This is a genomic window from Legionella sp. D16C41 (assembly GCF_048541585.1).
Classification (GTDB): domain Bacteria; phylum Pseudomonadota; class Gammaproteobacteria; order Legionellales; family Legionellaceae; genus Legionella_C.
Genome location: NZ_CP183303.1, coordinates 3,221,693 through 3,233,725, shown reverse-complemented (window position 1 = coordinate 3,233,725; position 12,033 = coordinate 3,221,693). Strand labels below are relative to the sequence as shown.

The window sequence follows — 12,033 nt, the reverse complement described above, 5'->3', positions numbered from 1 at the left end:
CATTTGCAAGTGAAAATTAAACAATATTTAATAACATAATGACATGATGAAACGTATTGATAGGAGGTAAGGGAATCAAAAGTAGTTAAGGAAGTTTATTGCGTTACTTCAACATACTTCCTACATAGATAGGTAAGAATACCTAGAATAGGGTATTAGTCAGTATTCTGCCGGTAAACAATAACAGTGTTGCCAATCATTTGCACAAGTTCTGCTCGTAACTGCTGGCAAATTTCGCTGGCCATTTTTTGCCGGTCTTCTTTTTCAACGCCATTAATTTTAATTTTAATTAATTCATGGGCATTTAAAGCAACATCGGTTTCTTCTAGAACAGCAGTAGTTAAGCCTTTAGCGCCTATTAAAACAACGGGCCTTAAATGATGAGCTTTAGCTTTAAGGTTTCGTCTAAATGTGCTATCCACAACGTAATCTCATTTAAATGTTAAATTATTGCACGTTTTGCTGGGAAACGATAGTAAATTTGAGTATTATAATAAGTAAGTCGATATTTTTTATACGGTATGCCTCGTTCTAAAAGTAGTAACCGCTGGTTAAAAGAACATTTTGAAGATATCTTTGTCAAAAAAGCGCAAGCAGAAGGCTATCGTAGTCGAGCTGTTTATAAATTAAAAGAAATCGATGAAAAAGAACATCTTATTAAACCAGGCATGACTATTGTAGATTTAGGAGCAGCGCCAGGCGGTTGGACTCAATTTATTTCACAAAAATTAAAGGGAAATGGAACAATTGTTGCTTTAGATTTATTGCCAATGGTTGAATTGCCAGGTGTCAACTTTATTCAAGGTGATTTCCAAGAGGAAAAAGTTTTCCAAGAATTAATAAATTTGATACCTAAAAGAGGTTTAGACTTGCTTTTATCAGATATGGCCCCAAATATGAGTGGTTCGAGAATAATAGATATTCCAAAAGCTATGTATTTAGCAGAATTAGCTTTTGATTTTGGAGAGACAATGCTTAAGCCAGGTGGTGCTATGCTAATAAAGATCTTTCATGGAGTTGGCTTTGATAATCTAGTTAAATTAGCGCGCCAACAATTTGATAAAGTAGTAATTCGTAAACCTTCGGCATCTCGCTCTCGCTCGCATGAAACGTATATGCTGGCGAAGGGCTATAATTTATAGTAACTTTATTGTTTAGCGTAAAAATTCGCACATATCGAGGTTAATGCTTTGAACGACATGGTAAAAAATTTATTTTTGTGGCTTGTTATAGCTATCGTGCTGGTGTCTGTGTTTAGTAATTTTGGACCTCGGCATGGTACTACAGAGAAAATTCCTTACAGTCAATTTTTAACCCAAATTGACCAGGGTATGATTAACTCTGTTACTGTTGAAGATAATAAAGTCATTCGGGGAACAACCAAAAATAACCAGCGTTTTGTAACCTATATGCCTATGCAGGACAATGCCTTATTAGGGCAACTACTACAAAATAAGGTCGAAGTCAGTGGTCAAGAAAAACCACAAGAAAGCTTTTTATTACATTTATTTGTAAATTGGTTCCCAATGTTATTGCTTATTGGTGTTTGGATATTTTTTATGCGCCAAATGCAAGGCGGAGGTGGCCGTGGTGCCATGTCATTTGGTCGCTCTCGTGCTAGGTTGCTAGGAGAAGATCAAGTTAAAGTAACTTTTGCTGATGTAGCAGGCGTTGATGAGGCAAAAGAAGAAGTAAAAGAATTAGTCGACTTTTTACGCGACCCAAGCAAATTCCAGAATTTAGGTGGACGTATTCCGCGAGGTGTATTATTAGTAGGACCACCAGGAACAGGTAAAACGCTCTTAGCTAAAGCAGTAGCCGGAGAAGCGAAGGTTCCTTTCTTTACTATCTCAGGTTCAGACTTTGTAGAAATGTTTGTGGGTGTAGGTGCATCACGCGTACGTGATATGTTTGAGCAAGCAAAAAAACAAGCGCCATGCATTATTTTTATTGATGAAATTGATGCAGTAGGAAGACATCGTGGAGCAGGCTTAGGCGGTGGTCATGATGAGCGTGAGCAGACACTTAATCAACTATTAGTAGAAATGGATGGCTTTGAAGGTAATGATGGTGTGATTGTTGTTGCAGCAACTAATAGGCCCGATGTACTTGACCCGGCTCTCTTACGTCCAGGCCGTTTTGACCGTCAAGTAGTGGTGCCATTGCCAGATATACGTGGCCGTGAACAAATTCTTAAAGTTCATCTAAATAAAGTTCCTATTGATAAGCAAGTTGAAGTATTACCTATTGCGCGTGGTACGCCTGGTTTCTCAGGTGCAGATTTAGCCAATCTGGTTAATGAAGCTGCCTTATTTGCAGCACGTGCTAATAAGCGAAAAGTTACTATGCTTGAGCTTGATAAAGCGAAAGATAAAATTATGATGGGCGCAGAACGACGCTCAATGGTGATGGATGAAAATGAGAAGAAATTAACAGCTTATCATGAGGCAGGCCATGCTATTGTTGGTTTGTCAGTTCCGGAGCACGACCCAGTTTATAAAGTTACTATAATTCCACGCGGACGCGCCTTAGGGGTGACTATGTTCTTACCTGAACAGGATCGTTACAGCCATAGTAAACGTCGCTTAGAAAGTCAATTATCTAGTTTATTTGGTGGCCGAATTGCTGAAGAGTTAATTTTTGGTGCTGAAAATGTTACAACCGGCGCATCAAATGATATTATGCGCTCCACAGAAATTGCTCGTAAGATGGTTACTAGCTGGGGCTTATCGGATCTTGGTCCATTAACATTTGGTGAAGAAGAAGGCGAAGTCTTTCTAGGTCGTAGCGTGAGTCATAATAAAGAAATTTCTGATAAGACTGCTCAATTAATTGATGAAGAAGTTAATAAAATTATTACTAGAAATTACCAACGTGCCAAAGATATCTTGGTGGCTAAAATGGGTATTCTTCATTTAATGGCAGAAGCATTAATTAAATACGAAACAATTGATACTAAGCAAATTAATGAAATTATGGCCGGTAAGCCTCCTTCACCACCAGATGATTGGGATACATTAAAATCTTTTGATTCAGATAATACGCCTAAGTCTGATACTAAAGTAATTAATGGAAAACCCGTCGATCGCCCAGCGGAAGAACATTAATCCTTAAGAAGCAAAAACGATAGGTTGGGCCTTAGCCCAACAAATTAGCTGACTATATTGGGTTCGGCCCATAGTCGTCAGGCTAAGTGTTCAAGCGATTAGCCGGAGCAGGCAGAGGTGCATTTGATCCCTTTTTGAAAACGCCGAGACCCTCCCTGCGGCTCAATGTTGGACATCCATGTCCAACAACGTTCCAAAAAGGGCTCAAACGCACCTCTGCTTCGCACATAAAAAGGCTTAAAAAATTAATTGCAGCTGGAAAAGTCTGTTATCAGATTTTCGATTTTTTAAATTATATTTGTAAGCAATAAGAATCAAGGTTACCCATGAATATTCATCAGTTTCAAGCTTGGCGGCAACAAATAAGTTTAAATCCGCATCAATATCAAGCTCCATTAATTATGGGAATCATTAATATAACGCCTGATTCTTTTTCTGACGGTGGTCATTATTTCAGTCTTAACCAAGCACTAGCTCATGCCCGTAAATTGCTTGCTGAAGGCGCTGATATATTAGATATCGGTGGAGAGTCATCTAGACCTGGCGCGAAAGTTATTAGTATTGAAGAGGAGCTAGCCAGAGTCATTCCTCTTATTAAGCAACTACGCCAAGAAGTAGATTGCTGTATTTCTATTGATACAACAAAAGCAGAAGTAATGCAGGCGGCAGTGGAAGCAGGCGCAAATATTATCAATGATATAACGGCTTTAAAAGATGAAGCTGCACTTCATTTAGTGGCGAAATTACAAGTTCCTGTATGCTTAATGCATATGCAGGGTATTCCAGAAACGATGCAAAGCCTACCTATTCACTATGAAAATATTATTGCTGAGATTAACCAATTTTTTCAAAATCAAGTTAAACGTTGTCTAGAAGTAGGTATAAAGGAAGATAACATTATTCTTGATCCAGGCTTTGGTTTTGGTAAAACTATTGAGCATAATTTACAACTAGTTAAGGATTTAGCGCAATTTACTCAACATCATCTACCACTGATGTTGGGAGTATCAAGGAAAAGTACTATAGGAGCTATTTTAAATAAAAATGTCGATGAAAGAGCTATTGGTGGTATAGCTCTTAATGTATTTGCCAGTTTAAATGGGGTAAACATAATTAGAACTCACGATGTAGTCGAGACAAAACAAGCACTAACGATGATAGATGCTATTATGCATGTTAATAATAACTTAAAAGGTAATAAGGAATGAGCCAACGTAAATATTTTGGTACTGATGGTATTCGGGGGCAGGTAGGGATATCAAATATTAATCCTGAGTTTGTATTAAAATTAGGCTGGGCAGTAGGCCGTGTACTTGCTAATAGTCATCGCAACAAGATTATTATTGGTAAAGATACACGTATCTCAGGTTATATGCTGGAGTCAGCACTTGAGGCTGGTTTGTCAGCTGCAGGTGTGGATGTTAATTTATTAGGGCCTATGCCGACGCCAGGTATAGCTTATCTAACACAAACTTTGCGTGCTAATGCAGGTATTGTCATTAGTGCTTCTCATAATTTATTTGAAGATAATGGTATTAAATTTTTCTCAGCCGATGGCAGTAAATTACCTGATTATATTGAGCAAGCCATTGAAGAGGAAATTGATAAGCCTTTAAAAATTGTTTCTTCCAGCAATCTTGGTAAGGCAAGACGCATTAATGATGCGCCAGGTCGCTATATTGAGTTTTGTAAATCATCTATCTCATCGTTAACTCGTTTAACTGGGGTTAAATTAGTCGTTGATTGCGCTAATGGAGCTACTTATCATATTGCCCCCAATGTTTTTAATGAGTTAGGAGCGGAAGTAATCACAATTTATAATGAGCCCGATGGCCTTAATATTAATGACAATTGTGGTTCAACCGCACCTGAACATTTAAAACAAAAAGTTTTACAATATAGTGCAGATTTAGGAGTTGCTCTAGATGGTGACGGCGATAGAGTAATTTTAGTAGATGCTGCAGGGAATATTATTGATGGTGATCAAATACTATATATCCTCGCTAAAGATAGACAACAGCGTAATGTACTACAGGGAGGTGTCGTTGGTACTTTAATGAGTAATTATGGCCTTGAGAAATCTATAGCTGCTCTAGATATACCTTTTAAGCGCGCTAATGTAGGTGATCGCTATGTATTAGAAGCATTAAAAGAGATGAATTGGCAACTTGGCGGTGAATCTTCAGGACATATTGTTTGTTTAGATAAAACCACAACAGGTGATGGCATTATTGCCGCTTTACAAGTTATAGCTTGTATGATTATGCACGGTAAAACTTTAGCAGAGCTAGCTCAAGGTATTGAATTATGCCCACAAATCCTTTTAAACATTAAAACCCCAAATGCATTAACTTTAACCAAAGATAAACGCGTACTAGATTTAGTTGAAACGCTACGTAAAGAATTACAGCAAACAGGTAGAGTCTTATTACGACCTTCAGGTACTGAACCACTATTACGAGTCATGGTTGAAGGCGAAGATAAAGAGCTTGTAACCCGATACGCTGAGCAATTACGAGATGATATTATGCAAATCGATTTAGATTACTAATTATTAGACTAGGTTAGATTTTGTAATGCTGAATTAAATATATTCACCATGTAAAAATTCAATGATTGACGTTGGCTTCCCCTTTAAGGTATATTTGCGGCCGTTTATTATGGAGAGTAAATGAGGAAAAAAATTGTAGCTGGTAATTGGAAAATGAATGGGCAGCTAGAGTCAGTTAGATCTTTATTGACTGAACTAATTGAGCTAATGCCAAGTTCTATTTTTGCCGAATGTGTTGTTATGCCGCCAGCTATTTACTTGCCTTTAGTAAGTAATTTTTTAAGTGAAAGTAATATTTGCTGGGGTGCACAAAATGTATACCCTAAAAATTCAGGCGCCTATACCGGTGAATTATCGGGGTTGATGCTGCAAGACTATCAGTGTAAATATGTTCTAGTTGGACATTCTGAGCGTCGAACCTTATTTGGCGAAAATGAAAAATTTGTTGCGGATAAATTCCACCATGTTAAAGATCATGATATGATACCGGTCCTATGCGTGGGAGAAACACTAAAAGAACGTCAAGCAGGTGAAACAGAAGAAGTATTAGCTACCCAATTACGTGCTATAGCTAAAGAGAATCGACGTGGTTTTAGTAATTGTGTTGTAGCATATGAACCTGTTTGGGCTATAGGAACAGGCCATACAGCTTCTCCTGAACAAGTTCAGATGGTACATACGACTATCAGGTCTATCATTGCTGAGTTTAGCGAGGAAGATGCAAATACAATTTCTCTTTTATATGGAGGAAGTGTAAATGAAAAAAATGCAAAAGCATTATTTGCAATGCCTGATGTTGATGGTGGGTTGATCGGCGGTGCATCACTTAATGCACAGCAGTTTGTGGAAATTATTAAATGTATCAGCTAATTTTAATGATTCATGTATTAGTGGCTATTACCTTAATTGGTCTTGTATTAATCCAGCATGGCAAGGGTGCCGATATAGGTGCTGCCTTTGGTTCTGGTGCCTCAAATACTGTTTTTGGTAGTCAAGGAACTGGAAGCTTTCTGTTTAAATTAACAGGCGGCCTAGCTATAACCTTTTTCATAACAAGCTTAACTTTATCTTATCTTGTTTCAACGCAATATCAAAAAGCGACGCAACAAGCAATACCTCAACAGACCAGTGTGCCGGAAACTAAAATTCCAGTACCGGTTGATAGCAGCAAAGGAACACAATAACTACTTGCCGAAGTGGTGAAATTGGTAGACACGCCGTCTTGAGGGGGCGGTGGCGCAAGCTGTGCCGGTTCGAGTCCGGCCTTCGGCACCAATCTTAAGCGAAATGAAACTATGCTATCACAATATTTGCCAATACTTGTTTTCATTGTTATCGCCATAGCTTTAGGCTTAGCTATGTTTTCTGCTGGCGCCTTGCTTTCAAAGCATGATCCTGATCCTGCTAAAAATGCACCTTATGAATGTGGTTTTAATGCATTTGAAAGTTCTCATATTCCTTTCGATGTAAGATTTTATTTAGTTGCTATACTATTTATTATATTTGATTTAGAAACGGCCTTCTTTTTTCCCTGGGCTTTAGTCTTACGAAAGATTGGCTGGTTTGGTTTTTCGGCAATGATGATTTTCTTAGGTCTATTAGTAATAGGCTTTATATACGAATGGAGGCGGGGTGCTCTTGAGTGGGAATAGACACCTTTCGAAACCGTTTCTTTAGCTTTATACTAAGTAGCTGTATTTGCATTCTTTCTTATCTACTTGTAAAGTGCAGTATTTAGCAAATTGAAGCTAATTTTAAACTAAATGAACTGGCTTCGAAACCCATATTTTAGAGTGAGCGTATACCTCTCACCTTGCTAGGACGAGGTATAGTTACGAAATAAGATTTTTCTAGAGGCTTCTATGGCAGTTGCAGAATTGCAAAAAACAGGCTTTATCACAACTTCAATTGATCAATTAGTAGGATGGGCACGTAGTGGCTCAATGTGGCCAATGACGTTTGGTTTGGCCTGTTGTGCTGTTGAAATGATGCACGTTGGTGCTGCTCGTTATGATTTAGATCGCTTTGGTATTATATTTAGGCCCAGTCCAAGGCAATCTGATGTAATGATTGTCGCGGGTACATTATGTAATAAAATGGCTCCTGCTTTACGTAAAGTTTATGATCAAATGCCTGAGCCAAGATGGGTTGTGTCTATGGGTTCTTGTGCTAATGGTGGTGGCTACTATCATTATTCTTACTCAGTTGTTCGTGGTTGTGATCGTATTGTTCCTGTAGATGTCTATGTACCTGGTTGCCCGCCTACAGCTGAAGCACTTTTGTATGGCATAATTCAGCTGCAAAACAAAATTAGACATAAACCGGTAATTGAAGGTTAGATTAGGATAGTAAAATCAGATGACAAAATTAGCAACTTTGGCGGAACAAGTTAAAAAGGAGTTAGATGGCAAAATAGCCTCAATTTCTATTGAATTTGATGAAATTACCCTTGATACTGAGGTAGCTAACGTTAGATTTGTGTTAAATACGCTAAAAAGTAGTGAGTCTTTTGCGTTTGACCAGCTCATGGATTTATGTGGGGTAGATTATCTACATTACGGCCAATACGATTGGGAAACACAAGAAGCTACAGAATATGGTTTCTCTCGGGGCGTTGAGCGATTTGAGTCACGAGCCTATATTATGAATAAGCCTCGTTTTGCTGTAGTTTATCACTTATTGTCTACTACGCTTAATCATCGTATTCGGGTCAAAACCTTCGTAGATGAGCAACATTCTGTTGTTCCGTCAGTTCATGATTTATGGAAAGGTGCTAATTGGTTTGAGCGCGAAACTTATGACTTATATGGTATTTTATTTGAAAACCATCCAGATTTAAGACGTATTCTTACTGATTATGGTTTTATTGGTCATCCTTTTAGAAAAGATTTCCCTTTAAGTGGCCATGTGCAAATGCGCTACGATGCGCGAGCAGAAAAAGTAGTTTATGAACCTGTTGATATAGAGCCACGTGTGCTTGTCCCAAAAGTAATACGTAGTGATAATCGCTATTTTGATGTGAAAGGGGTGGTTAATGATTGAACTTAAAAATTACACACTCAATTTTGGTCCACAACATCCGGCAGCACATGGCGTTTTAAGATTGGTATTGGAGTTAGAAGGCGAAACCATTGTAAGAGCCGATCCACATATAGGTTTATTACACCGAGCCACAGAAAAGCTTGCTGAAACTAAGCCTTATCTACAAAATATTGGTTATATGGATAGGCTAGATTATGTGTCAATGATGTGCAATGAGCATGGTTATATCTTAGCAATTGAAAAATTATTAGGGATTGAGCCTCCCATACGTGCTAAGTATATTCGCACTATGTATGATGAAATCACAAGAATATTAAATCACTTACTCTGGCTAGGCGCTAACGCATTGGATATCGGTGCGATGACGGTCTTTTTGTATTGTTTTAGAGAACGAGAGGATTTGTTTGACTGTTACGAAGCTGTATCAGGTGCTCGTATGCATGCTAAATATTATCGTCCTGGTGGCGTTGCACGTGACTTGCCGGATACCATGCCAAAATATAAGCCTTCGCGGTGGCATAGCGAACGTGAAGTCGAGAAAATGAATGCAGATAGAGAGGGCAGCTTACTAGATTTTATTTGGGCTTTTACTGAGCGATTCCCTAAACGTGTTGATGAATATGAAACGTTACTAACAAATAATCGTATTTGGAAGCAACGTACAGTTGATATAGGTATTGTTTCACCTGAAAATGCATTGCAGTGGGGTTTTTCAGGTCCAATGTTACGTGGTTCAGGTATTGCTTGGGATTTACGGAAAAAGCAACCCTATGCTGCCTATGATCAAATGGAATTCGATATTCCAGTAGGCAAGACAGGTGATTGCTACGACAGATATTTGGTTCGTGTAGAAGAGTTACGTCAATCTAATCGAATTATTCGACAATGTGTAGAGTGGTTAAGAGCTAATCCTGGACCTGTACGAATTAATGATCATAAGATAACTCCGCCGAAACGTGCTGAAATGAAGCATGATATGGAAGCATTAATTCATCATTTTAAGCTATTTACCGAAGGTTTTTCGTTGCCACGCGGTGAAGTCTATGCAGCTGTAGAGGCTCCTAAAGGAGAGTTTGGCATCTATTTAGTCTCTGATGGCGCAAATAAACCCTATAGAATAAAAATTAGAGCACCTGGATTTGCTCATTTATCAAGCTATGATGAAATGGTTAAAGGGCATATGTTAGCAGACGGGGTCGCAATTTTGGCAAGCCAAGATATTGTGTTTGGTGAAATAGACCGGTAATTAGTTATTATATGACCAAGTTTAATTTTAAAGCAGTTTAAAATTAAATAATGAAATAGCTGCAAAGCGAATGTTATATCTAACAATACATTGATAGTGTATGATTGGCTTGAATTAATTATCCTGATTAGCTATCAACCGATGCTATCAAATTTTAGATATAATATTTAAAATATGCATGAAATTTGTAGCACTAGATTTTCAAGATAGAAACGAAAAATTAACTGCTTAATTGCTTAATATTGGCTAATAACCAATTGCTAGGTTAAATATTTTTAAGGTTAAAATATGTCTCAGAATTCAGCAAAATTACTTTGTCAATTTTTAACGCCTGAGCGAATAGCAGAAATTGACCATTGGATAGCAAAATATCCTCCTGATCAAAAACAATCTGCTGTGATGAGTGCCTTACACATTGTGCAAGAGCAGTATGGTTATTTGACGCCAGAGTTAATGGACGCTGTTGCTGATTATCTAGATATGCCTGCGATTGCTGTTTATGAAGTATCAACCTTTTATACTATGTATGAGCATAAGCCAACAGCAAGAAATATAGTTAATGTCTGCACTAATATTTCTTGTCAATTGCGGGGTTCGGCAGAGGTGGTAGGTTATTTACAGAACAAGTTGGGTGTAAAACTAGGGCAGGTTACGCCAGATGGCCGATTTACTATCCGCTCAGTTGAGTGTTTAGGAGCCTGTATAAACGCCCCTATGATGCAGATTAATAAAGATTATCACGAAAACTTGACTAAAGATAAAATTGATCAAGTTTTAGAACAATATTCGTGAATGAGGTCGTAGCGATGATTCAACTAAATCAAGTGTGTTACCGAACGCTTCATCTTCAAGAGCCATGGACACTAAAATCCTATGAAAGTTTAGGAGGATATAGTGCATGGCGACGTATTCTAGCGGAACAAACGCCACCTCAACAAATTATTGACGAGTTAAAAACATCTGCTCTACGTGGGCGAGGGGGTGCGGGATTTCCTACTGGCCTTAAATGGAGCTTCATGAATCGGAATTCACCTATACAAAAATATGTGGTTTGCAATTCTGATGAAGGTGAGCCAGGTACTTGCAAAGACCGTGATATTCTGACTTATAATCCGCATCAACTAATAGAAGGTATGGCTATTGCCGGTTATGTTATGGGAGCAACGGTCGGCTATAATTATATTCGTGGTGAATTTTGGCTGCCATTTCAACATTGTGAAGCAGCTTTAAAGGAAGCCTATGAAGCAGGCCTTTTAGGTAAAAATATCTTAGCTAGTGGTATAGACTTTGATCTCTATAATCATTTAGGCGCTGGTGCTTATATTTGCGGCGAAGAAACGGCGCTATTAAATTCACTGGAAGGCCGTAAGGGATTTCCGCGGTTTAAACCACCATTTCCTGCTAACTATGGTTTGTATGGTAAGCCTACTACGATTAATAACACAGAAACTTTTGCTTCGGTGCCTGTTATCCTGGAAAAAGGCGGCGATTGGTTTTTAAAACTAGGTAAACCTAATAATGGCGGAGTAAAATGTTTTAGCGTCTCAGGCCACGTCAATAAACCTGGAAATTTTGAAATTCCATTAGGTACTCCTTTTAAGACGCTATTAGAGCTAGCTGGTGGTATGTTAAATGGTAATCGTATTAAGGCAGTCATCCCTGGCGGAACTTCAATGAAAGTACTTCCTGGTGATGTGATGATGCAGCTTGATATGGATTATGACAGTATCCAGAAAGCGGGCTCAGGGTTAGGTTCAGGTGCTGTAATTATTATGGATGAGACCACCTGTATGGTAGATGCTCTTTATCGTATTTCTGAATTTTATATGGATGAATCCTGTGGACAGTGTACACCATGTCGTGAAGGTACTGGTTGGATGGTTCGTTTAATTCATCGTATTCGCCATGGTCATGGCGAGCCTGGAGATATCGAGAAGTTAGTTAATGTTGCTGATAAAATTGAAGGTCGTACAATTTGTGCATTAGGAGAAGCAGCAGCTTGGCCTGTACAAAGCTTTGTGAAGCATTTTTATGATGAATTTGATTATTTCATTAAGCATAAACGTTCAATGATTGCGGCATAATTG

General features: G+C 38.3%; 13 protein-coding genes and 1 tRNA gene. 13 read left to right on the top strand and 1 reads right to left on the bottom strand.

Annotated elements, in window-relative coordinates; all coding sequences use genetic code 11:
• Positions 1-155: 155 nt before the first annotated feature.
• Positions 156-422, bottom strand: a complete 267-nt coding sequence (gene yhbY / locus ACNVED_RS14060) for a ribosome assembly RNA-binding protein YhbY (protein WP_419419608.1) — start codon at positions 420-422, stop codon at positions 156-158.
• Between the two features lie 99 nt (positions 423-521).
• Between yhbY and rlmE the strand changes: the two genes are divergently transcribed.
• The 13 genes from rlmE to nuoF all read left to right on the top strand — a co-directional run bounded on the left by rlmE (position 522) and on the right by nuoF (position 12,030).
• Entirely contained in the window at positions 522-1,142 is a 621-nt protein-coding gene (gene rlmE / locus ACNVED_RS14055) for a 23S rRNA (uridine(2552)-2'-O)-methyltransferase RlmE (RefSeq protein WP_419419607.1), read from the top strand.
• Between the two features lie 57 nt (positions 1,143-1,199).
• Positions 1,200-3,107 (top strand): ATP-dependent zinc metalloprotease FtsH, encoded by a 1,908-nt coding sequence (ftsH, locus tag ACNVED_RS14050; RefSeq protein WP_419421209.1) that lies wholly within the window; start codon positions 1,200-1,202, stop codon positions 3,105-3,107.
• A gap of 326 nt (positions 3,108-3,433) precedes the next feature.
• On the top strand, positions 3,434-4,315 hold the full coding sequence (folP, locus tag ACNVED_RS14045; RefSeq protein ID WP_419419606.1) for a dihydropteroate synthase: 882 nt from the start codon (positions 3,434-3,436) through the stop codon (positions 4,313-4,315).
• Positions 4,312-5,658: a phosphoglucosamine mutase gene (gene glmM, locus ACNVED_RS14040; protein WP_419419605.1), complete on the top strand. Its 1,347-nt coding sequence runs from the start codon at positions 4,312-4,314 to the stop codon at positions 5,656-5,658. The genes folP and glmM overlap by 4 nt, the downstream gene beginning before the upstream one ends.
• 120 nt (positions 5,659-5,778) lie before the next feature.
• Positions 5,779-6,528, top strand: coding sequence for a triose-phosphate isomerase (gene tpiA / locus ACNVED_RS14035; RefSeq protein ID WP_419419604.1), 750 nt, complete (start codon positions 5,779-5,781; stop codon positions 6,526-6,528).
• Positions 6,516-6,842 carry a preprotein translocase subunit SecG gene (secG, locus tag ACNVED_RS14030; protein ID WP_419419603.1) on the top strand — a complete coding sequence of 109 codons (327 nt, stop codon included), beginning with the start codon at positions 6,516-6,518 and terminating at the stop codon, positions 6,840-6,842. Before tpiA ends, secG begins: the two co-directional genes overlap by 13 nt.
• A gap of 6 nt (positions 6,843-6,848) precedes the next feature.
• Positions 6,849-6,933 (top strand) — tRNA-Leu (locus ACNVED_RS14025).
• Positions 6,934-6,953: 20 nt separating this feature from the next.
• Positions 6,954-7,310, top strand: coding sequence for an NADH-quinone oxidoreductase subunit A (locus ACNVED_RS14020; protein WP_419419602.1), 357 nt, complete (start codon positions 6,954-6,956; stop codon positions 7,308-7,310).
• Positions 7,311-7,520: 210 nt separating this feature from the next.
• A complete protein-coding gene (locus ACNVED_RS14015; protein ID WP_419419601.1) occupies positions 7,521-7,997 on the top strand; it encodes a NuoB/complex I 20 kDa subunit family protein in 477 nt (158 codons plus the stop codon).
• 19 nt (positions 7,998-8,016) lie between these two features.
• Positions 8,017-8,700, top strand: a complete 684-nt coding sequence (locus ACNVED_RS14010) for an NADH-quinone oxidoreductase subunit C (RefSeq protein ID WP_419419600.1) — start codon at positions 8,017-8,019, stop codon at positions 8,698-8,700.
• The gene (locus ACNVED_RS14005; RefSeq protein WP_419419599.1) at positions 8,693-9,946 is read left to right on the top strand and encodes an NADH-quinone oxidoreductase subunit D; all 1,254 of its coding nucleotides are present in this window, start codon (positions 8,693-8,695) and stop codon (positions 9,944-9,946) included. The genes ACNVED_RS14010 and ACNVED_RS14005 overlap by 8 nt, the downstream gene beginning before the upstream one ends.
• A gap of 288 nt (positions 9,947-10,234) precedes the next feature.
• Complete coding sequence (gene nuoE, locus ACNVED_RS14000) at positions 10,235-10,738, top strand: NADH-quinone oxidoreductase subunit NuoE (protein ID WP_419419598.1); 504 nt, start codon at positions 10,235-10,237, stop codon at positions 10,736-10,738.
• A gap of 14 nt (positions 10,739-10,752) precedes the next feature.
• Complete coding sequence (nuoF, locus tag ACNVED_RS13995; protein ID WP_419419597.1) at positions 10,753-12,030, top strand: NADH-quinone oxidoreductase subunit NuoF; 1,278 nt, start codon at positions 10,753-10,755, stop codon at positions 12,028-12,030.
• Positions 12,031-12,033: the final 3 nt, after the last annotated feature.

Bases quoted from the DNA above. Each gene is read 5' to 3' on its own strand.
- nuoF (WP_419419597.1), top strand. From the start codon at position 10,753: ATGATTCAACTAAATCAAGTGTGTTACCGAACGCTTCATCTTCAAGAG.
- ACNVED_RS14020 (WP_419419602.1), top strand. From the start codon at position 6,954: ATGCTATCACAATATTTGCCAATACTTGTTTTCATTGTTATCGCCATA.
- ACNVED_RS14010 (WP_419419600.1), top strand. From the start codon at position 8,017: ATGACAAAATTAGCAACTTTGGCGGAACAAGTTAAAAAGGAGTTAGAT.
- glmM (WP_419419605.1), top strand. From the start codon at position 4,312: ATGAGCCAACGTAAATATTTTGGTACTGATGGTATTCGGGGGCAGGTA.
- nuoE (WP_419419598.1), top strand. From the start codon at position 10,235: ATGTCTCAGAATTCAGCAAAATTACTTTGTCAATTTTTAACGCCTGAG.
- rlmE (WP_419419607.1), top strand. From the start codon at position 522: ATGCCTCGTTCTAAAAGTAGTAACCGCTGGTTAAAAGAACATTTTGAA.
- folP (WP_419419606.1), top strand. From the start codon at position 3,434: ATGAATATTCATCAGTTTCAAGCTTGGCGGCAACAAATAAGTTTAAAT.
- ACNVED_RS14015 (WP_419419601.1), top strand. From the start codon at position 7,521: ATGGCAGTTGCAGAATTGCAAAAAACAGGCTTTATCACAACTTCAATT.
- tpiA (WP_419419604.1), top strand. From the start codon at position 5,779: ATGAGGAAAAAAATTGTAGCTGGTAATTGGAAAATGAATGGGCAGCTA.
- secG (WP_419419603.1), top strand. From the start codon at position 6,516: ATGTATCAGCTAATTTTAATGATTCATGTATTAGTGGCTATTACCTTA.
- ftsH (WP_419421209.1), top strand. From the start codon at position 1,200: ATGGTAAAAAATTTATTTTTGTGGCTTGTTATAGCTATCGTGCTGGTG.
- ACNVED_RS14005 (WP_419419599.1), top strand. From the start codon at position 8,693: ATGATTGAACTTAAAAATTACACACTCAATTTTGGTCCACAACATCCG.